Below are 23,032 nucleotides of genomic sequence, written 5' to 3' on the forward strand. Positions count from 1 at the left end.
CCGGCCGAAGAGCCGCAGCCGGGCCAGCGACCGCCCGACGCGCGGCGGGCCGCGAAGCGGACCGCCTTTAAAGACGAACAGATAAGTTACGTTCACTCGCTCCGCGAATCCTTCGCGTTCCGCGAGACAGGTGAGATCAGCGCCAGTAGCCGCGTTCCGGCAGACGCAGCCACACGTCAGGCGGGCCGGTGACCGCGCGCGCGTCAGTCAGCTGCAGGCCCGCATAGGCACAGGAGTAGGCAACCGCGTCGTACCGGTAGAGGTAGGAGAACAGGACCTCCAGGGGCCCCTCGTCCTCCCAGGGAGTTCCACCAGGATGCAGGTCCCAGCCGACGATCTCGCCGTCGCGGACAATGCTGCCCTGGTTGCCGCTCTTGGGGTTGGCGTACAGGCCGTAGCAGACGGTACCTGCGGACAATCGCTTGCTGGCGCCGGGCGTCTGCGGCATGTACCCCCAGGGCTGGGTGACAACGCAGCCGCCGGGTACGTCGGTAACGCCGACGAAGGACATCGACTCCTCGCTGAAGGGGTCGATCTCGTCGAGGAACTCCTCGGGATCGATGATCTCGACCGTGGCCTCCAGCCGTCGCACCGCCTCGGCCGCGTCGATCCCGGCCACGCACGCCAGTCCCGTACCGTCGCAGTAGAGGTCGCCCAGCGCCGCTCTCAGACGTTCGGCCTCCACCACCGCGGCGGCCTCGTCATCTGTCAGGCCGTTTACCCCGGAGGGGCGGCCGAACAGGTCGGGTTCTGGGCCGGCCAGGGTGAGGCGCCCGGGCGACCAGCCGCTCATCATCGGCCTCCACGGGTCGGCCCCGGCGGCCACCAGGGCACGGGCGTTATCGTGGCGCTCCTCGTACACGGCGACCCAGAGGGCGGTGCGGCCCTCGTGCATGGCGTCGACGTCCTCCACCCGACCGGCCAGCTCCGCGACCTCCTCGGGCGAACCGTCCTCGGCCGCATCGTGCAACGCCGACTCGTCTTCATACATGCCGCTAACTCCTTCCAAAGGTGACATGAAGAACACACTGCGGCACCGACAAAAAGTTGTCAGCGAAGATCCATAGGAGCGGAGCGGATCGAGGCCCAGTGCTCTCGGAGCTGTGTTCAGGGGAGGCGAGAATCATGGCCGACCTGGGAAACGCCTTCAAGATCGTCCCCCACATGTCCCCCGATCATTGACCTACGGCTGCACACGACGGCATCCGACTGCGCATGATCACTGGAGAAGGCCGCACTAAACCCCTGGTTAGAGGCTTAGCGGCTGGTGGTGAGAGTGCCCCCGGCATGATTCGAACATGCGACACCCGCTTTAGGAGAGCGGTGCTCTATCCCCTGAGCTACGGAGGCAGGGGCTCCTAGTAAGAGTAGCGAAAGTGGCGAGTGGTTGCGCGCTTGGAGGGGGTGTTCGGGGCGGACTTCGGGTTATCGGTTCGCTGAGCTGGAGTAAAAGGGCGGCAAGCGGGCGGGTGTGCGAGGTTGGGCGGGGTTAGCGTCACGCTCCGTGATTGACAGGAGACGGAAGCGTATCCGTGGGCGCCGGGCGCTGCGGCCGGCGGTGCTGTGTGGCGCGATGCTGGCGCCCGCGCTTCTGGCCGGGGGATTGCTGGTGGCCGAGCTCACGGGCTACGAGGCGGCCATCCGGATGGCTGACGCCGGTACGGGGCCCGAGGTGTCCGGGGAAGCGGGGGGCTGGGAGGGGCGCGGGGGGCGGCAGGGATCCCAGGAGGACGCCTGGAATGGTGCGATGTCCCGGGCGGGGGGCGGTGGTGATGAGGCGTCTCGGGTGGGAGTTGGGAGCGGTGCGGAGCCTTGGATGAGGGCTGGGGATGGCCTGGGGCTCCGGGCGGGGGAGGATGCGGGGCTGCCGAACGGAGAAGTGCCGCAGGAAAACGCGGGGCTGCTGGATGGGGGAGTGTCGCAGGAACACGCGGGGGTGCTGGATAGGGGAGTGCCGGAGAAAGACGCGGGGGTGCTGGATGGGGGAGTGCAGGAAGAGGGCGTGGGGTTGCTGAGCAAGGGAGTTGTGAGGGAGAAGGCTGGGCTGGGAGTGGCAGGGGAGGGCGTGGGGCTGTTGGGCGAGGGGGCGGCGGGGGACGTGGTGGCGGTGGTGCCGGTCGCGGTTGGGGCGGTGCGGAGCGGGGTGTTCGGGCCGAGGTTGCTGCCTCCGCCCTTGCGGCCGGAGCGGGTGTACGGGGGGTGGATGCCGGTCGCCGCGAAATCGGACGTGGGCCGATCGGTGAGTGGGGGCGGCAGGCTCGGTGGGACGGGCGAACTGGGTGGGTTGAACCAACCGGGCCAACCCGGTTACCTGAACCAACCGGGCCAACCGGGTCGATCAAGTCAATCGGGCCAACTCGGCCAACTGAACCAACTGGGGCAGTCAGGTCAAACAGGCCAGCCGGGTAAAACAGGCCAGCCGGACAGCATGGACGAGGCGGATGTGGTCGTACCCGTGAGGGTCCCCAGAGGCCCCAGGGGGCCGCGGAGGGCCGCGTTGCGGCCGCCTGTGGAGCCTGAGCCCCGGGAGGAGCGGGAGCCCTGGGACGGCTGTCCGGTGGAGTGGCGGGGGACGTGGCTCTGGGAGGTCTGTAAGGAGCACGCGCGGCAAGAAGTCTGACTTGTCTGGTCGCAAAAAGGGGTGTTCGGCGCATAACGGCTGTGGAGGTCTGGCCCGGGTAGTTGGCCAGCTGTAGTAGCGTGCGTGCCTGACCCAGGTCACGAGTTCGCAAACGGAGGGGTCGAACGTGCCACCTCGTCGATCAGCGGGTCTGATCGCCGTCGTCGCGACGATGCTTTCCCTCCTGCCGGGGGCCGCTGTCGCGCAGCGGGCGCCGGCGGAGGTTCAGGCCGTTGTCGTCGCCGATCCGGTGAATCTCACAGAGCTGCGTCGCGAGGCGGAGAAGGCGACAAAGGACCTTGAGGCCGCGACCAAGGCGCTGGAGCAGCGGCGGACCCAGATCCGTGACTCGGAAAAGAAGCTCACCGCCAAGCTGAGGGAGCTGCAGGCGGCCGAGAGGGCCTTCGAGCAGGTACGGCAGCCGCTCTCGGACCTGGTCGGGCTCCTCTACCAGCAGCCCCTCGGCGGGGACGTGACCGGTTTCCTGTCCGGCGAGTCCAGCACGAACACCCTGCGGGCCATGGCCGGTGTCACCCAGCTCGTTGCCGAGCAGGACCTGATCCTCAAGGACAGCAGCCGCCTGCAGCTGGAGCGGGAGCGGCTGGCGGGCGAGGCGCAGGAGCTCCGGGCGACCAACCTCCTCGCGGAGGCGCAGATGGGCGCCGAGATCGAGACGCTCAGGGCGCGCTCGCAGAAGATCGTGCAGTCCCTGACCAAGGCGCTGGTGAAGCTGGGCGTCAAGATCAACAAGAATGGGCAGCCGGCGGCTGGGTGCGACCCGACCAGGGCGACCTCGATGGGCGACTTTCCCAACGGGCTCATCCCGCAGGCGTACCTCTGCCCGCTCCAGCAACCGGGCAACCAGCTGCGCGGTGACGCCGCGCTCGCGTTCATCAGCCTCAACGAGGCGTACAAGCGGCGGTTCGGCAAGCCCATGTGCGTGACCGACAGCTACCGGAGCCTGGCCGAGCAGCAGTCGGTCTACTACCGCCGCCCCGGCTTCGCCGCGGTTCCCGGACGGAGCAACCACGGCCTGGGGCTCGCGGTCGACCTGTGCGGGGGCGTCGAGCGCTTCCGCTCGGCCGAGTTCAACTGGGTGGAGGCCAACGGCAAGAGGTTCGGCTGGATCCACCCCCAGTGGGCCTACGTCAGCCCCTTCGAACCCTGGCACTGGGAGTACGACCCCAAGCTCGGCTCCCTGTTGTAGGGGCTCCTGGCAGAACGGTCCGCGGCCTTAGAAATCGATCTCCCAACCGAACTTGAGGGCGGCGGAGTGGCGTTCTGAGGCGGGTAATTCCCGTGCGCGACCTCTTGTCGGCGGTTCACACTTCGGGCATGGATGGATATGCCGTCGAGCCCGCCGCCCCCTTGGTGCAGTCGAGCGAACTGCTGGGGTTCCCTCCCGACGCCCGGGTGCTCATCGTCAACTGCGACGACTTCGGGATGTACGACGCGATCAACGCCGCGGTGATCGACTCGATCGAGCAGGGGATCGCCAGTTCGTGCAGCCTGATGGCGCCTTGTCCATCGGCACCGCACGCCATGCGTCTGCTTCGCCGACGGTCGGAGATCCCGTTCGGGATCCACCTCACGCTGGTCTGCGATACGGCCCACTACCGGTGGGGGCCGCTGACCGCGAAGGAGAAAGTGCCCTCGCTGCTCGACGACGCGGGCGAACTGTTCATACCCACACCCGCGGGGCGTTCCGAGTTCCTCGCCCAGGCGCGTCTCGACGAGGTAGAGCTTGAGTTCCGCGCACAGATCAACGCCGTGGCCGACGCCGGGCTCACACCAACGCATCTGGACTTCCACTGCCTGGCCGACGGCGGACGCGACGACATCCTCGATCTGACCATGGCGCTGGCCGCGGAGTACGGCCTGGCGGTGCGGGTCTGGCTCGAACCCGGACGTCAGAAGATGCGACAGCGGGGCCTGCCGGTCACCGACAACGAGTTCCTGGACAGCTTTTCCCTCAGCATCGAGGGCAAGCCGGCCCGATACGCCCATCTGCTACGCGAACTGCCGGCCGGGCTCAGCGAATGGGCGGTGCATCCCAGCGTCGGCCGCGAGGAGTCGCAGGCGATCGACAGCGGCTGGCGCGTACGCCGAACCGACTACGAGTTCCTGACATCGCCGACGGCTCACGAACTCCTCCAACAGGAGGGCATCACCGTGATCGACTACCGGACCATCCAACGGGCATGGGTCAGTGCTCCCGGTAGATCGGCAGTGCGCCTTCCCGCCCAACGACGGTCGGCGCTGGACAGCCGGCTGCCGTAGGCACTCAAGCTTCTCCGGCCGCATTGAGCCGCAGGCGCCTACCTCCGTAGCCTGTCGGCCGTGCTCGTCCCCATCCGGCACCGCCGGATGAGGAGATCCTGCGGTGGCCTCAGATTTCTCCCGTACGGATGCCCGTGAGGAAGTCGTTCCAGGTTGCCGGGGAGAAGGTCAGAACGGGGCCCAACGGGTCCTTGCTGTCGCGGACGGCGACGACGCCTGGCAGGTTCGTGGCCACTTCCACGCACGCATCCCCGCTGTTGCTGTAGCTGGACTTACGGAACTCGGCGCCGGACAGGGCGGGAGGGAGCATGGTCACTCCTCACTCCTTACTGTTCACCACGGCGATGAGCGCTGTGGATCTTTCGGGGGACAGGTACGCGCTGCGGTGAGGCGCTTGAACGTCAGCACGAGCTTCCGCGTGATCGGACGGTTCTCTCGCCGGTTCCAGCCGTGCGGTACTCGGCGTCAGGTCAGATTTCTCCACTGCGGATGCCCGCGAGGAAGTCGTTCCAGGCAGCAGGGGAGAAGGCGAGCGCGGGACCCGACGGGTCCTTGCTGTCGCGGACGGCGACGACGCCCGGCAGGTTGGTGGCCACCTCGACGCAGCCGTTGCCGCCGTCGCTAAGGGTGGATTTGCGCCACGCGGGAGTGAGTGTCAGATCCGGCATCTTGGCATCCTCCGTGCTTCAGGTTGCGGTGACAACGCGCGGAGAAGGCAGAAATATATGAGGAACGCTTGCCGTAGTGCGCGGTGCAGGCGCATGATGGCCCAGAATCACTACTCTGAGTGAGATCATCATGACACTGGATCACTGCTCTGCCTTGCGGATCGAGTTGGTTGGGGCCGTTGGGGCTCCGTCATGGCTTCGTGGTCCGCGCGTCTCCGGGATTGTTCTGCCTGGCGTGCTCGGATGGCAACACGAAGGTTCCAAGGCTGGGAACGAGCTTGACGAGGCCCAGATCGCGCAGGTAGCGGAGGACGTGACGAGCGGTGTTGTTCCCGACGGCATAGTCACCCATGATCGCCACAATGCTTGGGACCTTGTGTCCGGGCGGCCATTCACCGCTGTGGATGCGCTGCTCGAACGTCTCTGCGACCTGCTCCCACTTAGGCCGGCCAGGCTCGAAATCGATCATGTTAGCGACCGTATTCGTTGTTGGCATGCCTGGGCGATCCCATGCGTGCCTAGACATGCCTAGGCACGCATGGACACGCGTAGGCATGCCTTGCTCGTGAGATGTCCCCTTCTAAAAGGCGGACCCGCCCGACGGTGCAAACGTCTGGACGGGCCCTTGACCAGGAAGTGAGTCCTGATCCGTGAGTAACCCTAGTGCTCCGGCCCTTGACCGGACCATGGCGAGCGGCTGCGGCTGTTTCGCCGACGCGCCGCCGATGCCGATGGGATGCGCCTCCTGTGGGCATGCCCCCTACGAGCACGGCTGCCTCGACCAACCTGCCCATCACGAGTACATCCAGCCCTCCGGCGCTCTGATGGCCACCCGCCTGCAGGCCCGCCGTAGCGGAGACCTTTCCCTGCCCTGTTTCGAACCGCTCGTACTCGTCGCTCCGGCCGAGGCGATCCCGCTGGTACCCGCTCAGAGGTCTACCGCGCAGGTCCCGGCTGAGGTGGCCATGCCGGTGGTCGCTCAGTGGTGTGCCCAGAGGGCTCCGACAGAGGCGACCCCATCGATACCCGTCCAGTGTCGTTCCGAGCAGGTCCTGGCTGCCGAGCCCGCTGTATCGGTGTCGCTACCCCGGCGGGTGCCCAGCTGTCGTCGCACGGAGCTTCCGGCCAGGTCTATCCGAACCAGACCGCCCCAGCCCGGGGGCAGGTATCGCTGCATGCCCCGTCCCGGGCGAACGACCGCCTGCGCTCTGCATCGGGTAGCGGTCACCCCGTCTTCGTACCGGCCGCCCGGCCCGTACGGCGTACCCCTCCGTGTCCTGCCCTGCCCCATGAAGCGGGCCCGTCCTCCGCTACCAACGTCCGGACGGGCCCTTGATCGGATGGAGGTCCAATCAGTGGACGATGTTAGATCCAGCACACCCGAACCGGCCATCCCCGGCTGGCGGCTGATCCTCAGCGACGCCGGACGACTGTGGGCCAGCCGGGAGGAGCCCTTCTCCCCGGCCGCTTTCCATGCCGGAGCCGAACGCACCGTCGACGCCGACACCCTCGACGCCCTACAGGCCGAGACCGACAGGCAGGAGACCATCGCCCGAGAGGCCCAGGAGCAGGCCGGGCAGGTGATCTCATGATCCGGCGACGGCCCGCCCGCCCGCGTGGACGCCACCGCGACGGCCTGGCCGCCCCTCCCGTGCCCTGCTACACCTGGGACCACGAAGCCCGCGCTGAAGCCGCCATGCTGGAGATCACCTGGCCCGGCTGGGCCGTCCTGTATGGCACCGGCAGTCGCCTCTTCCACGCCATCGCCACCTGGCCCACCCCAGAACCGCTGCTCCTCTGCGACCGCACCGTCGAGGGGCTGAAGGTGCAGATGCGCGAGGCCGAGATGACCGCGCTCCTGCACCGTTGGGCACTCACCTCCACCTCGGCCACTATCGGCCACTTCTGAGCAGGCACGGCGGCCCCGGCCCAGGCCGCCGTGCCGTCAACGCACCGCGCGGGCGCTACAAGGCGCCCGTACGGTGCGTGACGCCGCGTCATCCAGCGGCGTCACCGTTGGTCGATGGACGGCACCTGGGGCGGGCTACGGAGGGGGTGTTCGGCCGCCGATTCCTGGTTGCACGCCGAAAGGGTTGTCGATGGCGTACCGCCAGCGCCCGTCTTGCCCGCGTCGGGCGACATCGGTGGCGGTGCCCTCGATGTGGACAGGCAGGCCATCGCGGTCCGTGCCGTCGATGAGCCAGTCGACGATCAGCAAGGCGATGTCGCCCGTGGTGTACACGTGCCGCGGCCGAACGGTGATCGGCAGCCCGAGATCCAAGAATCGTTCATTGGCGGCGTGGGCCTCCTGCCCGATCAGCGGTGAGCCCGGTTCGGGGACGAACATCGCTCCGCTCTCATAAACTTCCGCCACCGCCTCCACGTCACCGGTGTTGAACCGCTCGGCGAACACCATGGGCACATCCTCGGGACGTTCGGCAAGCTGCCGCATCATCGATGCATGTCCTTCCATGAGGTAGAAATCAGTCAGACGCGGCAACGCTAGGAGGCGCCCTCGTGGCTCACCAAACGGTTGGTCACCCGGTCCGGCAGGGTCTGCCCGACGACCCCCGCGCGCACGTCACCGAACCCACCCCCTCCTGTCCGGTGGAGATCACCCTCGCGGCGCTGCATGGCCGCTGGACAACCCTGGTGATCCGCGAATTCCTGCAAGGCGACCGCACCTTCACCGAACTCCGCCATGCCCTGCCCGCACTGTCGGACAAGGTCCTGTCCGATCGGCTGGCGCACCTGACAGAAGCCGGTGTGCTCGATCGCCGCCGCCGGCCCGGTTGGCCGCCTCGGGTGCACTACACACTCACCTCAGACGGGCACCGCCTCGGCCCCGTTCTCCAAGCACTATGGGACTGGGGCGCACAGCACCAGCCACCACTCCCGTCGACCGAAGCCCGACAGCGCTGAGCCCATACCGTCGCCGAAAGCGCCACACACAAGATCTGTGGGACCCCCACTAGCTTCGGCGCGGCGAGCGAGCCGGTCAGGTGGGGGCTTGATCAGGCTTCTTTGGGCGACTCGCGCCAGCCGGATTCGAGAAGGTCGAAGATGGCGTTCAGCGCGGCCAGGGGGTCGGGTTCCGTGCCCGCGAGTTCGGGGATCTCCAGGACGTAGCGGGCGAGAGCGCGGACGGTCATGTCGGAGGGGTCGCGGCCGCTCTCGGCGGCGATGGCCTCAGCCAGGGCGCCCTCGCTGGCTATCCAGAGCTTGCGTGAGTATTCCCGCAGGGCGGGTGTGCTGACGATCAGGTCGCGCTTGCGCCGCAGTTCGGGCGGGAGATCGTTGGTGAAGGGTCCCCGGGCTGCCATGCACTGGTGCAGGGCTTCCAGCACTGACTGGCCGGGGGGCCGGTCGCGGACCGCGGTGGCCAGCCAGACGCGTCGTTCGGTGCCGTCGTCGAAGATCAGCGCTTCCTTGCCGTCTGGCACGTGCGCGAACAGGGTGGCGATGGAGACGTCCGCCTCGTCGGCGATCTGAGCGACGGTGACGCCGTCGTACCCGTGCTCGCAGAACAGCCGCAACGCGGCGTCCGACAACGCCCGGCGGGTCTGTGCCTTCTTGCGCTCGCGGCGCCCCATCGTCGTCGGCATATCCCCATCATATCGGAACCTGGAACGCATCCGAATCTATAATGGTTATAGTTTCTGAGTCAGTTCAGATTCGTTCCGAATGGAGATGCGTCATGGCAACCCCCGCAACCGTCGGCCCGCCGACGACCGCGTCCACCCGCCGCATGTGGTCGATCTTGGGTTTGGTGCTACTCGCCGACGCCCTCGACATGATCGACGCCACGGTCACCAACATCGCCGCGCCCACGATCACCGCCGAACTGCATGGCGGCGAGGGCCTGATCAAATGGCTCGGGTCGGCCTACATGCTCGCGATGGGCGTCCTGCTCGTGGTCGGCGGGCGACTGGGCGACAAGTACGGCCAGCGCAGGCTGTTCCTCATCGGCATGAGCGGCTTCACGATCGCCTCGGCCGTGGCCGGGCTCTCACCCGACCCGGCTCTGCTGATCCTCGCCCGCGGCGTGCAGGGCGCGTTCGGAGCGCTCTTGATCCCGCAAGGTATGGCGATCATGACAAAGACGTTCTCGCGTGACATGCTCACCAAGGCGTTCGCGTTGTTCGGGCCCCTGCTGGGACTCGCCTCGGTCGGCGGCCCGATCCTGGCCGGGTTCGTCATCGACGCCGACATCGCCGGCCTGTCGTGGCGCCCGATCTTCCTGGTCAACCTGCTGCTCGGCGGCCTCGGCCTGGTCCTGGCCGTCCGGCTGCTGCCGCACGACGACGGCGACGCGTCCACCGGTGTGGACGGGGTGGGCTCAGGGTTGCTCGCCGCCACTATGTTCGGCCTGCTCCTGGGGCTGGTCGAGGGATCGAGCAACGGCTGGACCGCCATCCCGATTCTCTCGATCGCGGCCGGCCTGGCGTTCTTCGCCGCCTTCGCCCGTCGCCAGAGCACCGCCACCGACCCGCTGCTCAAGCCATCCCTGCTGCGCAACCGCGGCTTCAGCTCCGGACTGCTCGTCGGACTGATCGTCTTCGCCGCCACCACCGGGCTGGTCTACGTCCTCTCTCTGTTCATGCAGCAAGGGCTGCACGCCTCGGCGCGAGACACCTCCCTGGGACTGCTGCCGATGACCGTCGGCATCATCGTGGCCGCGGGAGCATGCATGGCGCTGATCAAGAAGCTGGGCCGCACCCTCATCTTCCTCGGCCTGGCCGTCATCCTGATCGGCTGCGGCTGGCTGCTCGTCCTGGTCACAGCCTCCGGCACTGGCCTGAGCCTGTGGGCCCTCGCACCAGCCGTCTTCCTCACCGGCCTGGGGATGGGCGCATGCTACGGCACGATCTTCGACGTCGCGATCGGCGACATCGATCCCGACGAGGCCGGCAGCGCCAGCGGCTCCCTGTCGGCGATCCAGCAACTGGCGGCCGGTATCGGCTCGGCCGCCGTCACCTCGGTCTTCTTCCAGTCGGCCGGCTCCGGTTCCGGCTTCGGCCACGCCATGACGACCAGCCTCATCGTCGTCATAGCCCTCACCGCCATCACCGTCCCGGCCGTGATGCTGATGCCCAGACGAGCAGCAGAAGAACTCCAGCACTAACGCAGACCCGACCAGCCATCAACGCAAGGAGCCGGACGATGTCCTCCCTCCACAGCCCGGCCCCCTGGGACGTACGGCGCCTGCCGCACGCCGAGGGCAAGAACTTCCTCGTCACCGGCGGCAACGCGGGCATCGGATACTTCGTCGCCGAACAGCTTGCCGGCACCGGCGCGACCGTCATCCTCGCCAGCCGTGACCCTGCCAAGGCCGAAGCCGCGCAGGTCTCGATCCGCGCCCGCGTCCCCGGCGCGCACGTCCGTCACATCCGCCTGGATCTGGCCGACCTCTCCTCGCTCAAAGCCTCCGCGGACGCCCTGAGACTGGACAGACTGGACGCGGTCGTCTGCAACGCCGGAGTGCTGCTCGACCAGCCGCCGCGGCGCGAGACCATGGACGGCAACGAGCTGATGTTCGCCACCAACCATCTGGGGCACTTCGCGCTGATCTGGTGGCTCGCCCCCCTGCTGACGGCCACACCCGCGAGCCGCGTCGTCACCACCGGCAGCTTCACGGCAAAGTCCGAGAGCCTGGACCTTGACGACCTCCAGAGCACGCGCGACTACCGGCCAAAGCGCACCTACGCACGATCCAAACTCGCGCAGATGCTCTTCGGCTTCGAACTCGACCGCCGCCTGCGCGCCGCCGGCAGCACGACGCTGAGCGTGATCACCCACCCCGGCGGCGCACTCGACTCCCTCACCCCTTCACGCCCGCCTGTCCACGTCCGAACCAGCGGCGAACGACTGCGCGGCCTGCCCGCCGGCCTCCTCTTGCAGAGCAAGGAGGCCGCCGCCTGGCCCGCCGTCCGGGCCGTCCTCGACCCGTCGGTGTGCGGTGGCCAACTTTGGGGGCCTCGGGTATTCGGGATCCGCGGCCTGCCCACCCTCGAACCCATCCAAGGTCACCTGGCCGACACTGTACTCGCGGCGCGCCTGTGGACCGCCACCGCCGGCCTGACCGGCCTCGATCCAAGCCCGAACCTCAGGTAAGCCGACGTCAATCTTGATCGTCCATGAGGCCACAGTGCCGTAGCTAGGGCGCGTCTCTTTGGTGGATTGATCAGTTGACCGGATGTGTCTGTCCGGTTAGTGATCACTGATGCGATGTGGGCTCGGATCGAGCCGTTGATGCCGCCCGCGGACCGGGTCAGGCACCGCCTGCGGCGGGGCCGCCAAGGAGGGCGCCCACCGGGCTTCGACGCCGAGGCATACAAGCAGCGCGACACCGTCGAACGCTGCATCAACCGCCTCAAGCAGTGGCGCGGCCTGGCCACACGGTGCGACGAACTCGCCCTCGCCTACCAGGCCGCACTCCACCTCGCCGCCATCCTCATCTGGGCGCGACGCTGACCAAAGCGATAGAACCTTGCCATGCCAAGCTTCGAGGTCACACCGATAGGTACAGTCCGGAACAACCGAACGGACGTCCAGCACACGGACAACTGGGGTGCCGTCCGCAGCACGATCACCATCGACGAGCGCTTCGGCGAGGCGTGCCTCCAGGGTCTGGAGGGCTTCTCCCACGTGGAGATCCTCTTCATCTTCGACCAGTTCCCGGAGCACGACGACTACCGTGAACCCCGCCCCTACCGCGGCCGCTCCGACCTCCCGCCCGTTGGTGTCTTCGCCGGCCGCGGCCCCCGCAGACCGAACCGCATCGGGGTGACGTGCTGCGCCATCGAATCCGTCCACGGCCGCGAACTGACGGTGGTGGGCCTCGACGCGGTCTCCGGCACCCCGGTCATTGACCTGAAGCCGATGATGGCGGAGTTCCGCGCGGTGAACATCAAGCAGCCGGAATGGGTCAGCCGCCTGATGTCGGAGTACTTCCAGCCGTAAACAGCCCCCGCCAACCTGCCCGCCTCACCCTATGACAGGTCACGAATGCGGCTGGAGTACTGATCGGACAGGAATGTCCGATCAACTGACCACCCGACCCAAGAGTCACGCCCTGGCCCTGGCGCTGGGAGCACGCTCCTGGGAATCACCTCGTGCGGGCGCCGATCGTGATGGAGAGCCGTCCGCCCGCCTGGGCGGAGGCCAGTTCGGTCGCCTGGGCCGAGGTGGTGGCCAGCACGACGAGGGCGCCTCGCTCGGACTTCTCGTCCGGGGTGGCCAGGACCGTGACGTCCTCGGCCACGGTCGTCGCGGGGGTGGTGCCGTCCCACGTCGAGGTGGCGGCGGCGAGCACGTCCACCACGTCACCCGGCGAGAGCAGACGCGCGGTCTCGGGGTCGGCGACGCGGACCGGGGTGGCGACCGTTCCGGGGCCGTGGGCGGCCAGCATGCCGGGGCCGAGCAGGCGGATGTCGGTCAGCGGTTCCCCGCGCCGCGCGGGACCGGCCAGGATCTTTCCGGCGAACGGCGTGCCAGGTCTCAGGGCGCCGTCGGGGACGGTGTCGGGCCTCAGGGCCGCGGGTGTCAGGTCGGTCCCCTTCAGCACGCCGCCGGGGAGATCTCTGGCGGCGGTCAGGACGATCACCGAGGCGGTGTCCGGGCGTAGGGCCAGCAGGGCGCATCCCATCGCCAGGGCGGCGACGAGGGCGGCGAGCAGGCGGTGACGGCGGACGAGGAGGCGGCGCAGGGCGCGCATGGCTGACTCCATGGATGGGAGCCGGGCGGCGCGGTGCCCGTGACGGAACGCCCCGCCGGATGGCGGGACGGGGACGACTGCCGGCGATCCCACGGAATCGGTGATCGCCCGGCGATGTCTCAGGAGGTGGGCTCAGTCGGGGAGGTCGAAGGGGAGCTTGAGGCCGTCGAGGGCGGTGGGGCAGGGGCAGGTGCGGTCTTCGGGGAGGGCGGTGACGATCTCGGTGATCAGGGAGCGCATCCGGGTGACGTTGGTGGCGAAGAAGGCGAGGACCTCCTCGTGGGTGACCCCCTCACCCGCCTCGACCCCGGCGTCGTGGTCGGTGACGAGGGAGATCGAGGTGTAGCAGAGGGCCAGCTCGCGGGCGAGGATGGCCTCGGGGAAGCCGGTCATGCCGACGATCGACCAGCCGTTGCCGCTGAACCAGCGGGACTCCGCGCGGGTCGAGAAGCGCGGGCCCTGGATGACCACGAGGGTGCCGCCGTCGGAGACCTCCCAGTCGAAGGAACGCGCGCTGGAGACCGCCGCCTCGCGGCCCGAGGGGCAGTAGGGGTCGGCGAAGGCGACATGGACGACGCCGCCCTCGTCGTAGTAGGTCTGTACGCGGCCGGCGGTGCGGTCGACGAGCTGGTCGGGGACGACCAGGGCGCCGGGGCCGATCTCGGGGCGCAGCGAGCCGACCGCGCTGGGGGCGAGGACCTGGCGCACGCCGAGGGAGCGCAGTGCCCACAGGTTCGCCCGGTAGGGGATGAGATGCGGCGGGAAGCGATGGTCGCGGCCGTGGCGGGGCACGAAGGCGACCGAGCGCGATCCGATGCGGCCGACGGTGACGACGTCGCTCGGTGGCCCGTACGGTGTGGTGATCTCGACCTCTGTGGCGTCGTCGAGCAACGAGTAGAAGCCCGAGCCGCCGATGACTCCGATGTCCGCGCGAGTGCCCATGGCGCCGAGATTAGCGCCATGGCAGGGTACTTGAGGAGCCCGGGGGACTGCCTGTGGATAACCTCCTGCGGGAGTCCACCCGGCGGCCTGTGGATACCGAGTGCCGAGATGAGCGCTCTGGACTGGGCTCCCGATGGCAGCCCTGGCGCCCCTGGGCCTCTCGGCGGCCGGGAGCCTAGGACGCCGCGGGGGCCGGGCTGCTCGCCACCTTCGCCGGCTTGGCGTCGGACTTCGAGTCCGAGGAGGTCGACGAGGTCGAGGAGCTCGATGAGTCGGACGACTTCGACGCGCTGGACGAGTCCGAGGAGCTCGACGAGCTCACCGTGCTGGACGAGGACGACCGGCTGTCGGTCCGGTAGAAGCCCGAACCCTTGAAGACGATGCCGACCGCGGAGAACACCTTGCGCAGGTCACCCGCGCAGCTCGGGCACTCGGTGAGAGCGTCGTCGGAGAACTTCTGGACGATTTCGAACTGGTGGTTACAGGCACTGCAGGCGTACTGGTAGGTGGGCACGCGCTCCTCCTCATGTGGTCCGCGCCGATTGGCACTCTAGTGGCGCGACTGCTAATGGTACGCAGCCGACAAGCTTAAACGCGAGTTGGCGTCTTCGCATTCCAAAGGGAGATCTCGATCAGACGCCACGCTCGCCGTACCAGCCCGCGAGCTTGCCCTTGCGGCTGATCGCCCGCATCCGGCGCTCGACGGTGTCCCGGCAGGCGGCCGTCGTCACGACCAGGAGCTGGTCCTCGACCTTGATCCTGGTGGAGTCGGTGGGGACGAACGTCCGGCCCTCCCTGACGATCAGCGTCACCTGGGCGTCGCGGGGCAGTCGCAGCTCGAAGATCTCCACGCCCTGCAGCTTGGACGTCGGCGGCACCTTGACCTGGAGCAGGTCGGCGTTGAGTTCCTCCAGCGGCGCCGACTCGACCTCCAGGTCGCGGGCCTCGTCGGGGGTGGACAGCCCGAGGAGCTTCGCCACGAACGGCAGGGTCGGCCCCTGCAGCAGCGTGTAGACGACGACGATCACGAAGACCTCGTTGAACACGAGCTTGGCCGTGCCGTTCTCGATGGAGGTGGCGGCCCAGGGGATGGTCGCGAGCACGATGGGCACCGCGCCGCGCAACCCGGCCCACGACAGGAACGCCTGTTCCCGCCAGCTGAGCCTGGCGATGCCCGTCAGCCGGGTCAGGAAGGCGGAAACCATGATCGACAGAGGGCGGGCCACCGCGACCAGGATCAGCCCGGCGACCAGGCCGGGTACGATCGCGGCCGGCATCTCCGAAGGGCTGACCAGTATCCCGAGCATGACGAACAGGCCGATCTGGGCCAGCCAGGCCACGCCCTCGGCGAAACCTCGCGAGGACGCGCGGTGCGGCATCCGGGAGTTGCCCATGACCAGCGTCGCGAGATAGATCGCCAGGAAGCCGCTGCCGTGCAGCAACACGGCTCCCGCGTAGGCGACGAACGCGAGGGCCAGCACCGCGATGGGATACAGGCCGGAGACGGGGAGCGCGATGCGGCGCAGCGCGTAGATGCCGAGCGGGGCGACCGCCAGGCCGATGGCCGCGCCCACCACCAGCTCGAAGAGCACGTCGAACAGCGCGACCCCGAGGCTGGGCGAGGTGGCGGTGCTCAGCAGCATCACCGCGATCACCGTGGGCGCGTCGTTGAAACCCGACTCGGCCTCCAGGATGCCCGCGAGGCGCGGCGGCAGGGGCAGGCGGCGCAACACGGAGAAGACGGCGGCGGCGTCGGTGGAGGCGAGGATCGCGCCGAGCAGTAACGCGGTCCGCCAGTCCAGGCCGAGGATCAGGTGCACCGAGATCGCGACGGCCGCGATGCTCACCCCCACGCCGACGGTGGCGAGCACCAGGGCGGTGGGAATGGCTCCCTTGACGTGGCTCCAGGTGGTGGTCAGGCCACCCTCGGCCAGGATGATCGCCAGCGCGATCAGGCCTATCTGCTGGGCGAGCTCCGGGTTCTCGAACTGCAGCCCGAGCCCGGACTCACCGAGGAGCACTCCGAAGCCCAGGAAGATCAGAAGGCTGGGCAGTCCGCTCCAGTGGGCGACACGTACGGCGACGACGGCCGCGATGACGACTCCGGCACCGAGAAGCAGCCAGACGTCCAGCCCCATCTGGTCCCCTCTCTGTCTGTGGGGACCATTGTGTCGCATTCGAAAAGGGCGTCACACACGCCCCACGCGCACAGCGGGTCACAGCCCGGGTGCACACCGGCCCGGGACAGGCGGTGATTGTGTGTTCACGATGCCGGCTCCGGTGACTCACCGTGGTCGGGCACATGTTCCCGGCGCCGGTTGTGGAGGTCTCCGGGCCGGTCGGGTGCTCGTGTGCCGGTTGTGGAGGTCTCCGGGGTGGTCGGGTGCTCCCGGCGCTGGTTGTGGAGGTCTCCGGGTCGGTCGCGTGTCCGAGGCGCCGGCGTCGGAGGTTTCTCGGGCGGCCGGGTGCCCCGCGTGCCGGCTCAGGTGCCCGTGGCGCCCGTCCTGAAGATCCCCTCGGGCGTCGCCGCGTAGCGGACCGCCACGTCGTGCGGCTCGGCGGGCACGTCGTCGAGCAACTCGCCCTCGTGCAGCAGCGCCACGGTCGGCACGTTCGGGCCGACCCTGGCCAGTGCCCGGTCGTAGGAGCCGCCGCCCCGCCCGAGCCGTACCCCGGTGGACCTGTCCACCGCCAGCGCGGGCACGATCACCAGTGCCGCGGTCCTGATCGCGTCGACGCCGCGGCGGGTGTCGACCGGTTCCATGATCCCGAAGCGGCCGGGGGCCAGGGTGTCCGGGCCGTCGTACACGGCCCAGTCGAGATCGGCGTCGTCGCGGAGCACGGGCAGGATCACGGTCGCGCCGTGCTTCCACAGGGCGAAGACCAGCCCGTGGGTCGCGGGCTCCGTCCCGATCGACCAGTAGCACGCGACGAGCCCGGCCATCTGCACCCAGGGCCGGTCCAGCAGGGATTCCCTGATCTGGACGGAGGCCGCATGGCGCCGCTCATCGGGGATCGCGGCCCGCGCCGCCTCGATAGTGGCACGCAGCCTCAGCTTGTCCACGGGTCCCTCCACTATGGTTTCGGTTATGGCCGACTTCGATGCTGTGACGAAAGCCGTTGTCCCCGCGGCGGGTCTGGGCACCCGTTTTCTTCCGGCGACCAAGGCGACCCCCAAGGAGATGTTGCCGATCGTCGACAAGCCCGCGATCCAGTATGTCGTCGAGGAGGCGGTCTCCGCCGGACTGCTCGACGTCCTCATGGTCACCGGGAAGAACAAGCGTTCCATCGAGGACCACTTCGACCGGGCGATCGAGCTTGAGGAGGCCCTGGAGGCCAAGGGCGACGACGAGCGCCTCTCCCAGGTACGCGAGCCCGCGGACCTGGCCACCATCCACTACGTACGGCAGGGCAGGCCGCGCGGCCTCGGCCACGCGGTCCTCTGCGCCAAGCAGCACGTGGGCGACAGCCCTTTCGCGTGCCTGCTCGGTGACGACCTCATCGACTACCGCGACGAGCTCCTCAAGCGCATGATCGAGGTGCGCGGCGTGTACGGCGGCAGCGTCGTCGCGCTGATGGAGGTCCCCAGGGAGCAGGTCTCCCTGTACGGCTGCGCCGCCATCGTGCCCACCGACGAGGACGACGTGGTCAGGGTGACCGACCTGGTGGAGAAGCCCCCCGCGGACGAGGCCCCGTCCAACTGGGCGGTCATCGGCCGGTACGTGATCGACCCGGCCGTCTTCGAGGTCCTGGAGAACACCCCGCCGGGGCGCGGCAACGAGATCCAGCTCACCGACGCCCTGCGTACCCTCGCCGGGCGCGGCAACGACCAGGGCGGCCCGGTGCACGGAGTGCTGTTCCGAGGCCGCCGCTACGACACCGGCAACAAGCTCGACTACCTCCGTACGGTGGTGCAGTTCGCCGCCGACCGCCCTGACCTGGCACCGGAGTTCCTGCCCTGGCTCAAGGAGTTCCTGGCCGCGCGATGAGCTCCATGAGATCGGTCGACGACCACCTTTCCGACATCCTGCGTACGGTCCGGGTCCTCGCTCCGCTGGAGGTGGAGCTGGAGCAGGCGCTGGGCACCACGCTGGCCGAGGAGGTCACGGCCCCGGTTCCGCTGCCGCCCTTCGACAACTCCGCGATGGACGGCTACGCCGTGCGGGCCGAGGACGTCGCCGACGCCCCGGTGACGCTCCCGGTGATCGACGACATCGCGGCCGGCGACGGCCGGATGCAGGCCATCGGCCCCGGCATGGTCATGCGGATCATGACAGGGGCCCCGCTGCCCGCCGGGGCCGACGCGGTGATCCCGGTCGAGTGGACCGACGGCGGTACCGCGCAGGTGGTGATCAACCGTCCCGCGCCGCCGGGGAACGCCATTCGCAGGTCGGGAGAGGACGTGCGCGCCGGTGACGTCGTGCTGCCCGCGGGCACCCCGATCGGGCCCGCGCAGCTCGGAGTGCTGGCCGGGGTGGGCCGCCGCCGGGTGCTGGTGCGGCCCCGTCCGAGGGTGGTGGTGATATCCACCGGGGCCGAGCTGGTCGAGCCCGGCCTGCCCCTGGGCGACGGCCAGATCTGGGAGTCCAACAGCTTCGCCCTGATCGCCGCGGTCCGCGAGGCGGGTGGCGAGGGCTACCGGGCGGGGATCGTCGTCGACGACGCCGCGCAGTTTCTCGACCAGCTCGACGCGCAGCTCCTGCGGGCCGACCTGGTGATCACCAGCGGCGGTGTCTCGATGGGGGCGTACGAGCCGGTCAAGGAGGCCCTCGGGCCGCTCGGCACGGTCCGCTTCGAGCGGGTCGCCATGCAGCCGGGCATGCCCCAGGGCTTCGGCGTGGTCGGCGAGGACCACATCCCGATCTTCACGTTGCCGGGCAACCCGGTGTCGTCGTTCGTGTCGTTCATGGTGTTCGTCCGGCCCGCGCTGCGGAAGATGGGCGGTCTGGCCGCCGAGCCCACGGCGACCGTGCGGGCGGTCACCAGCGGGCCGCTCCGCTCGCCCCAGGGCAAGCGCTCCTACCTGCGCGGCGTGCTCGGCCCCGGCGGCACCGTCGACCCGGTGCGCAGGCAGGGCTCGCACCAGCTCGCCGCCCTGGCCTCGGCCAACGCCCTGATCGTGGTCCCCGAGGACGTCGTCGAGCTTCCCGAGGGCGCGAGTGTGGAGGTCATCCCACTGTGACTGGATTCACGCACATCGACGAGACCGGCGCGGCGCGCATGGTGGACGTCTCGGCCAAGGAGGTCTCCGTCCGTACGGCGACCGCCACCGGCAGGGTGCTGCTCTCGGCCGAGGCCGTGGCGCTGCTGCGGTCGGGGGAGGTCCCCAAGGGCGACGCGATCGGCACCGCGCGGATCGCCGGGATCATGGGTGCCAAGCGGACCCCCGACCTGATCCCGCTCTGCCACCCCATCGCGCTGCACGGGGTCAAGGTCGAGCTGGCCGTGGTCGACGACGGCGTGGAGATCACGGTACGGGTCAAGACCGCCGACCGTACCGGGGTCGAGATGGAGGCGCTGACCGCGGTCTCGGTCGCCGCGCTCGCTCTGATCGACATGGTCAAGGCGGTCGACCCGGCCGCCGTGATCACCGATGTCCGGGTCGAGGAGAAGACCGGCGGCAAGACGGGCGTCTGGACCAGGGGAACCTCATGAGAGCCCTGGTGATCACCGCGTCCAACCGGGCCGCCGCCGGGACGTACCAGGACACGTCCGGGAAGCTGCTGGCCGGGCTGCTCGCCGAGGCCGGGTGCGAGGTGGACGGGCCGAGGGTGGTGCCCGACGGCGAGCCGGTCGAGGCGGCGCTGCGCTCCGGGGTGGCCGAGGGGTACGACGTGATCGTCACCACCGGCGGCACCGGGCTGACCCCGGCCGACCTCACCCCGGAGATGACCCGGCGGGTGATCGACAGGGAGGTCCCCGGCATCGCCGAGGCGATCCGCCAGGTCAACCGGGAGAAGGTGCCCACCTCGATCCTGTCGCGCGGGCTCGCCGGGCAGGCGGGTGGCACGCTGATCGTCAACCTGCCCGGTTCCTCCGGAGGGGTGCGCGACGGCATGGCCGTGCTGGCGCCGGTGCTCCGGCATGCCGTGGACCAGATCCGCGGGGGAGACCACCCTCGCTGACTCGTACCTTCACGCGGGCCCGTCGCCTCCCATGGCACGGTGGGCGGTGTTGGGGGGATGATGGAGGGCGTGGATCGACTTCGTGGCTGGCCGGTGACACTGACGGAAGGTCCGGTAGGACTTCGACCGCTGCGGCTGCGGGACGTACGCGTCTGGCGGGAGTCGCGGCTGCGCAACGCGAACTGGCTCCGTCCCTGGGAGCCGAGCAATCCTGAAACCCCCCTCTTCAAGACCGGCCTCGGCCCCTACATCTCGATGGCCGGAACCCTCCGCAGGGAGGCCCGGCAGGGCCTCGCACTACCGTGGGTGATCACCTATGAGGGCGCCTTCGCCGGGCAGCTCACCGTGGGCGCCATCGTCTGGGGCTCCGCCAGGTCGGCCCAGATCGGTTACTGGGTGGACGGCGCGCTGGCCGGTCGCGGGATCACCCCCACCGCGGTCGCCATGGCGGTCGATCACTGCTTCTTCACCACGGGGCTGCACCGGGTCGAGGCCAATATCCGGCCGGAAAATCACGCGAGCCGCAGAGTGGTTGAAAAACTTGGTTTTAGGGAAGAGGGCATCAGACGTAGGCATTTGCACATCGATGGTGCCTGGCGTGACCACATTTGTTACGCGCTCACGGTCGAAGACGCGCCGAGAGGGTTGCTTGTGCGGTGGCGGCGGGCCCGTGAGGCGGCCGCCCACGGCGGCACTCCGCACGAAGAGGTTTGAAGATCTCACGACACACCGCATCGAATGCTCGTCAAATAGTGACACGCGGTCTTACGGTGCGTGACATGAGCACATCGAAGGCGCCGGGAGACCACCCGCGTCTTCATGCTGCCCGGAGGTGGCCGTGAGCAGCGTTGTCTTGTATTTGGCCATTGTCATTATGTGGCTGTGCGTGCTCGTGCCCATGTGGCTGCGCCGCGACCGCAACACCCTCGTCGAGACGACCAAGGACCCCGAGTCGTACGCCTACGACGAGGATTCCACCGAGACCCTGGTCGAGCCGCCGCACGAATCCTCCCCGGAGTCCCCGGCCGAGTCCTCCTCGGGGGGCCTTTCCGCCACCGGGACCATGTCGGAGTTCCCGCCGGGCGACGACGCGTCGCCGCCCCTCGGCCGGGAGACCTCGACGGGTGCCCAGGCCGCGCCCGAGACCCCGCCCGCCCGCCGGCCCAACCCGCGGAGGGTCGCGGCCGAGCGCCGTCGCGCCGAGCTCCGCCGCCGGGGGCGGCAGGTGGCCAAGCGCAGGCGGCTGACCTTCTGGTGCGTGCTGCTCCTGCTCGCCTCCGTGGTGACGGCCGCCGTCCAGGTCATCCCCTGGTGGGGCGTAGCGCCCTCCGTGGTGCTTCTGGGGGCCTATCTGGCCATTCTCCGGGTCACCGTGCAGATCGACGCCGAGCAGCGGAGAGCGGCCGCCAAGGCCCGCGCGGAACGTGCCAGACGCGCCCGCCGTCGTGCCGCCCTGCTGGAGGCCCAGCGCCCGGTGGCCGAGGTCATCGACCTGACCGCGCTCCGCGACGAACTCTTCGACCAGTACGCCGAGACACCCCGCCGCGCGGTCGGCGACTGACGGTGGCTCTGGATGGCGCGAGTGCCCCCGGAAGTTTGCTAATCTAGTCCACGTCTTGGGGATGTAGCGCAGTCCGGTAGCGCACTTCGTTCGCATCGAAGGGGTCAGGGGTTCGAATCCCCTCATCTCCACCAGGTCAGAGGCCACTTCCGAGAGATCGGGAGTGGCCTTCTGCGTTGCTGGATGACCAACTGAGTGACTATGGGTTGGGGAGGCGCCGCCCAGGCAGCGAACGGAGTCAGGTTTTCGGCTCAGCTGTCTGGCAGGCCGCCTCGTCAGGTGTAGGAACCGCACCTCCGCACGATGCCGTCACCGGTGACGGCATCGATTGATCGTTCACCTGGCCGACCGCGGCTACGGGGTCGATGGGGTCGATTCCTGGTTCGCCAGTTCGCCGAGGAGTTCATGCGTGGTCAGGTCCCACACCCGCACGATCTTGTCATAGCCGCCGGTGAGGGCGATCGGTCGGCCGTTGACCTGCCCGACCGCTACCGCATGAACGGCCTCTATGCGGCCGGTCGTCAACGCGCCGCTGGGTACGCGCGTAGTCAGATCCCAGACTCGCCCGTCGTCGCTGGTGACGGCGACCGGTCGGCCGTTCACGTGTCCGACCGCCACCGCCCAGACCGTGTGAGTGAAGTCATCCTTGGCGTGCTCGGCCATCGGCTCGCCGACGGGTTCGCGTGTGGTCAGGTCCCACACGCGCACGGTGTTGTCTCGGCCGCCGGTGACGGCGACCGGCTGACCTTTCACCTGCCCGACCGCCACCGCATGGATGAGGTCGGTGTGGCCGGTCATCGGTTTGCCGATGGGTTTGCGTGTGGTCAGGTCCCATATCCGTACGGTGTTGTCGTAGCCGCCGGTGACGGCGATCGGTCGGCCGTCGACCTCGCTGATCGCCACCGCGCGGACGGCTTCGGTGTGGCCGGTCATCGGCTCGCCGATGGGTTTGTACGTGGTCAGGTCCCACACTCGCACGGTGTTGTCGTAGCCACCGGTGACGGCGACCGGCTGACCTTTCATCTGCCCGACCGCCACCGCATGGATGAGGTCGGTGTGGCCGGTCATCGGTTTGCCGATGGGTTTGCGTGTGGTCAGGTCCCATATCCGTACGGTGTT

27 protein-coding genes, 2 tRNA genes and 1 pseudogene are annotated in these 23,032 nt (G+C 68.9%); 17 read left to right on the forward strand and 13 right to left on the reverse strand.

Going from position 1 to position 23,032, the window contains the following annotated elements; all coding sequences use genetic code 11:
• Nucleotides 1-136 precede the first annotated feature (136 nt).
• Both ABZ260_RS18315 and ABZ260_RS18320 read right to left on the reverse strand, forming a co-directional pair.
• A complete protein-coding gene (locus tag ABZ260_RS18315) occupies nucleotides 137-991 on the reverse strand; it encodes an ankyrin repeat domain-containing protein (RefSeq protein ID WP_355618670.1) in 855 nt (284 codons plus the stop codon).
• A 286-nt stretch (nucleotides 992-1,277) separates the two neighbouring features.
• Nucleotides 1,278-1,350: transfer RNA gene (locus ABZ260_RS18320), tRNA-Arg, on the reverse strand.
• Between the two features lie 1,397 nt (nucleotides 1,351-2,747).
• On the opposite strand from ABZ260_RS18320, the gene ABZ260_RS18325 reads away from it, so the two are divergent.
• Together ABZ260_RS18325 and ABZ260_RS18330 are read left to right on the forward strand one after the other, a co-directional pair.
• The gene (locus ABZ260_RS18325; RefSeq protein WP_355618673.1) at nucleotides 2,748-3,827 is read left to right on the forward strand and encodes a D-alanyl-D-alanine carboxypeptidase family protein; all 1,080 of its coding nucleotides are present in this window, start codon (nucleotides 2,748-2,750) and stop codon (nucleotides 3,825-3,827) included.
• Between the two features lie 128 nt (nucleotides 3,828-3,955).
• Nucleotides 3,956-4,900, forward strand: a complete 945-nt coding sequence (locus tag ABZ260_RS18330) for a polysaccharide deacetylase family protein (protein WP_355618676.1) — start codon at nucleotides 3,956-3,958, stop codon at nucleotides 4,898-4,900.
• A gap of 109 nt (nucleotides 4,901-5,009) precedes the next feature.
• Here the strand turns inward: ABZ260_RS18330 and ABZ260_RS18335 are convergent, their stop codons facing one another.
• The 3 genes from ABZ260_RS18335 to ABZ260_RS18345 form a co-directional block, all read right to left on the reverse strand.
• On the reverse strand, nucleotides 5,010-5,210 hold the full coding sequence (locus ABZ260_RS18335; protein WP_355618735.1) for a DUF397 domain-containing protein: 201 nt from the start codon (nucleotides 5,208-5,210) through the stop codon (nucleotides 5,010-5,012).
• A gap of 160 nt (nucleotides 5,211-5,370) precedes the next feature.
• Nucleotides 5,371-5,568: a DUF397 domain-containing protein gene (locus tag ABZ260_RS18340; RefSeq protein ID WP_355618679.1), complete on the reverse strand. Its 198-nt coding sequence runs from the start codon at nucleotides 5,566-5,568 to the stop codon at nucleotides 5,371-5,373.
• Between the two features lie 190 nt (nucleotides 5,569-5,758).
• Nucleotides 5,759-6,037 carry a winged helix-turn-helix domain-containing protein gene (locus ABZ260_RS18345; RefSeq protein ID WP_355618682.1) on the reverse strand — a complete coding sequence of 93 codons (279 nt, stop codon included), beginning with the start codon at nucleotides 6,035-6,037 and terminating at the stop codon, nucleotides 5,759-5,761.
• 886 nt (nucleotides 6,038-6,923) lie between these two features.
• Between ABZ260_RS18345 and ABZ260_RS18350 the strand changes: the two genes are divergently transcribed.
• Nucleotides 6,924-7,160: a hypothetical protein gene (locus tag ABZ260_RS18350; RefSeq protein WP_355551205.1), complete on the forward strand. Its 237-nt coding sequence runs from the start codon at nucleotides 6,924-6,926 to the stop codon at nucleotides 7,158-7,160.
• Nucleotides 7,157-7,477, forward strand: coding sequence for a hypothetical protein (locus tag ABZ260_RS18355; protein ID WP_355618685.1), 321 nt, complete (start codon nucleotides 7,157-7,159; stop codon nucleotides 7,475-7,477). Before ABZ260_RS18350 ends, ABZ260_RS18355 begins: the two co-directional genes overlap by 4 nt.
• A 135-nt stretch (nucleotides 7,478-7,612) precedes the next feature.
• On the opposite strand, the gene ABZ260_RS18360 is transcribed toward ABZ260_RS18355, so the two are convergent.
• A complete protein-coding gene (locus tag ABZ260_RS18360) occupies nucleotides 7,613-8,068 on the reverse strand; it encodes a DUF4440 domain-containing protein (RefSeq protein WP_355618688.1) in 456 nt (151 codons plus the stop codon).
• A gap of 17 nt (nucleotides 8,069-8,085) precedes the next feature.
• Between ABZ260_RS18360 and ABZ260_RS18365 the strand changes: the two genes are divergently transcribed.
• Nucleotides 8,086-8,490, forward strand: a complete 405-nt coding sequence (locus ABZ260_RS18365; RefSeq protein ID WP_355618691.1) for a helix-turn-helix domain-containing protein — start codon at nucleotides 8,086-8,088, stop codon at nucleotides 8,488-8,490.
• 92 nt (nucleotides 8,491-8,582) lie between these two features.
• Here ABZ260_RS18365 and ABZ260_RS18370 read toward each other — a convergent pair whose 3' ends face one another.
• Nucleotides 8,583-9,173: a TetR/AcrR family transcriptional regulator gene (locus ABZ260_RS18370; protein ID WP_355618694.1), complete on the reverse strand. Its 591-nt coding sequence runs from the start codon at nucleotides 9,171-9,173 to the stop codon at nucleotides 8,583-8,585.
• Nucleotides 9,174-9,265: 92 nt separating this feature from the next.
• Between ABZ260_RS18370 and ABZ260_RS18375 the strand changes: the two genes are divergently transcribed.
• From ABZ260_RS18375 to ABZ260_RS18390, 4 genes are all read left to right on the forward strand, one after another.
• The gene (locus ABZ260_RS18375) at nucleotides 9,266-10,693 is read left to right on the forward strand and encodes an MFS transporter (protein ID WP_355618697.1); all 1,428 of its coding nucleotides are present in this window, start codon (nucleotides 9,266-9,268) and stop codon (nucleotides 10,691-10,693) included.
• Between the two features lie 38 nt (nucleotides 10,694-10,731).
• Entirely contained in the window at nucleotides 10,732-11,682 is a 951-nt protein-coding gene (locus ABZ260_RS18380) for an SDR family NAD(P)-dependent oxidoreductase (RefSeq protein WP_355618700.1), read from the forward strand.
• A 114-nt stretch (nucleotides 11,683-11,796) separates the two neighbouring features.
• The gene (locus ABZ260_RS18385; protein ID WP_355618703.1) at nucleotides 11,797-12,042 is read left to right on the forward strand and encodes a transposase; all 246 of its coding nucleotides are present in this window, start codon (nucleotides 11,797-11,799) and stop codon (nucleotides 12,040-12,042) included.
• 21 nt (nucleotides 12,043-12,063) lie between these two features.
• The gene (locus ABZ260_RS18390) at nucleotides 12,064-12,531 is read left to right on the forward strand and encodes an SAM-dependent methyltransferase (RefSeq protein ID WP_355618706.1); all 468 of its coding nucleotides are present in this window, start codon (nucleotides 12,064-12,066) and stop codon (nucleotides 12,529-12,531) included.
• Between the two features lie 145 nt (nucleotides 12,532-12,676).
• Here the strand turns inward: ABZ260_RS18390 and ABZ260_RS18395 are convergent, their stop codons facing one another.
• Nucleotides 12,677-13,285 (reverse strand): RcpC/CpaB family pilus assembly protein, encoded by a 609-nt coding sequence (locus ABZ260_RS18395; protein WP_355618709.1) that lies wholly within the window; start codon nucleotides 13,283-13,285, stop codon nucleotides 12,677-12,679.
• Nucleotides 13,286-13,417: 132 nt separating this feature from the next.
• Nucleotides 13,418-14,227, reverse strand: coding sequence for an S-methyl-5'-thioadenosine phosphorylase (locus tag ABZ260_RS18400; RefSeq protein WP_355618712.1), 810 nt, complete (start codon nucleotides 14,225-14,227; stop codon nucleotides 13,418-13,420).
• A gap of 218 nt (nucleotides 14,228-14,445) precedes the next feature.
• On the opposite strand from ABZ260_RS18400, the gene ABZ260_RS18405 reads away from it, so the two are divergent.
• Nucleotides 14,446-14,586, forward strand: a complete 141-nt coding sequence (locus ABZ260_RS18405; RefSeq protein WP_355618741.1) for a hypothetical protein — start codon at nucleotides 14,446-14,448, stop codon at nucleotides 14,584-14,586.
• Nucleotides 14,587-14,600: 14 nt separating this feature from the next.
• Here the strand turns inward: ABZ260_RS18405 and ABZ260_RS18410 are convergent.
• From ABZ260_RS18410 to ABZ260_RS18420, 3 genes and pseudogenes are all read right to left on the reverse strand, one after another.
• Nucleotides 14,601-14,741, reverse strand: a pseudogene (locus ABZ260_RS18410) (FmdB family zinc ribbon protein); the annotation flags it as partial.
• A 118-nt stretch (nucleotides 14,742-14,859) separates the two neighbouring features.
• Nucleotides 14,860-16,365, reverse strand: a complete 1,506-nt coding sequence (locus tag ABZ260_RS18415) for a potassium/proton antiporter (protein WP_355618715.1) — start codon at nucleotides 16,363-16,365, stop codon at nucleotides 14,860-14,862.
• A gap of 344 nt (nucleotides 16,366-16,709) precedes the next feature.
• Complete coding sequence (locus ABZ260_RS18420) at nucleotides 16,710-17,291, reverse strand: 5-formyltetrahydrofolate cyclo-ligase (RefSeq protein ID WP_355618718.1); 582 nt, start codon at nucleotides 17,289-17,291, stop codon at nucleotides 16,710-16,712.
• A gap of 25 nt (nucleotides 17,292-17,316) precedes the next feature.
• Here ABZ260_RS18420 and galU point away from each other — a divergent pair, with 25 nt between their 5' ends.
• The 7 genes from galU (at nucleotide 17,317) to ABZ260_RS18455 (ending at nucleotide 22,047) form a co-directional block, all read left to right on the forward strand.
• Nucleotides 17,317-18,216 (forward strand): UTP--glucose-1-phosphate uridylyltransferase GalU, encoded by a 900-nt coding sequence (galU, locus tag ABZ260_RS18425; RefSeq protein WP_355618720.1) that lies wholly within the window; start codon nucleotides 17,317-17,319, stop codon nucleotides 18,214-18,216.
• 5 nt (nucleotides 18,217-18,221) lie between these two features.
• Entirely contained in the window at nucleotides 18,222-19,409 is a 1,188-nt protein-coding gene (glp, locus tag ABZ260_RS18430; protein WP_355618738.1) for a gephyrin-like molybdotransferase Glp, read from the forward strand.
• Nucleotides 19,406-19,882, forward strand: a complete 477-nt coding sequence (moaC, locus tag ABZ260_RS18435; RefSeq protein WP_350930283.1) for a cyclic pyranopterin monophosphate synthase MoaC — start codon at nucleotides 19,406-19,408, stop codon at nucleotides 19,880-19,882. Before glp ends, moaC begins: the two co-directional genes overlap by 4 nt.
• Nucleotides 19,879-20,352 carry a MogA/MoaB family molybdenum cofactor biosynthesis protein gene (locus ABZ260_RS18440; RefSeq protein ID WP_350930284.1) on the forward strand — a complete coding sequence of 158 codons (474 nt, stop codon included), beginning with the start codon at nucleotides 19,879-19,881 and terminating at the stop codon, nucleotides 20,350-20,352. Before moaC ends, ABZ260_RS18440 begins: the two co-directional genes overlap by 4 nt.
• A 60-nt stretch (nucleotides 20,353-20,412) precedes the next feature.
• Nucleotides 20,413-21,066 (forward strand): GNAT family protein, encoded by a 654-nt coding sequence (locus ABZ260_RS18445; RefSeq protein WP_350930299.1) that lies wholly within the window; start codon nucleotides 20,413-20,415, stop codon nucleotides 21,064-21,066.
• 172 nt (nucleotides 21,067-21,238) lie between these two features.
• The gene (locus tag ABZ260_RS18450) at nucleotides 21,239-21,913 is read left to right on the forward strand and encodes a hypothetical protein (RefSeq protein ID WP_355618723.1); all 675 of its coding nucleotides are present in this window, start codon (nucleotides 21,239-21,241) and stop codon (nucleotides 21,911-21,913) included.
• 57 nt (nucleotides 21,914-21,970) lie between these two features.
• Nucleotides 21,971-22,047 (forward strand) — tRNA-Ala (locus ABZ260_RS18455).
• 220 nt (nucleotides 22,048-22,267) lie between these two features.
• Here ABZ260_RS18455 and ABZ260_RS18460 read toward each other — a convergent pair.
• Nucleotides 22,268-23,032: WD40 repeat domain-containing protein (locus ABZ260_RS18460; protein WP_355618726.1), on the reverse strand; the 765-nt coding region annotated here is incomplete at its 5' end.

This window comes from Streptosporangium sp. NPDC006013 (genome assembly GCF_040614275.1).
Classification (GTDB): Bacteria; Actinomycetota; Actinomycetes; order Streptosporangiales; family Streptosporangiaceae; genus Streptosporangium.

Excerpts from the sequence above, each read along its gene's own strand:
- ABZ260_RS18445 (WP_350930299.1), top strand. The coding sequence starts at position 20,413 with ATGGAGGGCGTGGATCGACTTCGTGGCTGGCCGGTGACACTGACGGAA.
- ABZ260_RS18390 (WP_355618706.1), top strand. The coding sequence starts at position 12,064 with ATGCCAAGCTTCGAGGTCACACCGATAGGTACAGTCCGGAACAACCGA.
- ABZ260_RS18335 (WP_355618735.1), bottom strand. The coding sequence starts at position 5,210 with ATGCTCCCTCCCGCCCTGTCCGGCGCCGAGTTCCGTAAGTCCAGCTAC.
- glp (WP_355618738.1), top strand. The coding sequence starts at position 18,222 with ATGAGATCGGTCGACGACCACCTTTCCGACATCCTGCGTACGGTCCGG.
- ABZ260_RS18345 (WP_355618682.1), bottom strand. The coding sequence starts at position 6,037 with ATGATCGATTTCGAGCCTGGCCGGCCTAAGTGGGAGCAGGTCGCAGAG.
- galU (WP_355618720.1), top strand. The coding sequence starts at position 17,317 with ATGGCCGACTTCGATGCTGTGACGAAAGCCGTTGTCCCCGCGGCGGGT.
- ABZ260_RS18330 (WP_355618676.1), top strand. The coding sequence starts at position 3,956 with ATGGATGGATATGCCGTCGAGCCCGCCGCCCCCTTGGTGCAGTCGAGC.
- ABZ260_RS18440 (WP_350930284.1), top strand. The coding sequence starts at position 19,879 with ATGAGAGCCCTGGTGATCACCGCGTCCAACCGGGCCGCCGCCGGGACG.
- ABZ260_RS18415 (WP_355618715.1), bottom strand. The coding sequence starts at position 16,365 with ATGGGGCTGGACGTCTGGCTGCTTCTCGGTGCCGGAGTCGTCATCGCG.
- ABZ260_RS18370 (WP_355618694.1), bottom strand. The coding sequence starts at position 9,173 with ATGCCGACGACGATGGGGCGCCGCGAGCGCAAGAAGGCACAGACCCGC.
- ABZ260_RS18355 (WP_355618685.1), top strand. The coding sequence starts at position 7,157 with ATGATCCGGCGACGGCCCGCCCGCCCGCGTGGACGCCACCGCGACGGC.
- ABZ260_RS18385 (WP_355618703.1), top strand. The coding sequence starts at position 11,797 with ATGTGGGCTCGGATCGAGCCGTTGATGCCGCCCGCGGACCGGGTCAGG.
- ABZ260_RS18315 (WP_355618670.1), bottom strand. The coding sequence starts at position 991 with ATGTATGAAGACGAGTCGGCGTTGCACGATGCGGCCGAGGACGGTTCG.
- ABZ260_RS18395 (WP_355618709.1), bottom strand. The coding sequence starts at position 13,285 with ATGCGCGCCCTGCGCCGCCTCCTCGTCCGCCGTCACCGCCTGCTCGCC.
- ABZ260_RS18375 (WP_355618697.1), top strand. The coding sequence starts at position 9,266 with ATGGCAACCCCCGCAACCGTCGGCCCGCCGACGACCGCGTCCACCCGC.
- ABZ260_RS18380 (WP_355618700.1), top strand. The coding sequence starts at position 10,732 with ATGTCCTCCCTCCACAGCCCGGCCCCCTGGGACGTACGGCGCCTGCCG.
- ABZ260_RS18340 (WP_355618679.1), bottom strand. The coding sequence starts at position 5,568 with ATGCCGGATCTGACACTCACTCCCGCGTGGCGCAAATCCACCCTTAGC.
- ABZ260_RS18400 (WP_355618712.1), bottom strand. The coding sequence starts at position 14,227 with ATGGGCACTCGCGCGGACATCGGAGTCATCGGCGGCTCGGGCTTCTAC.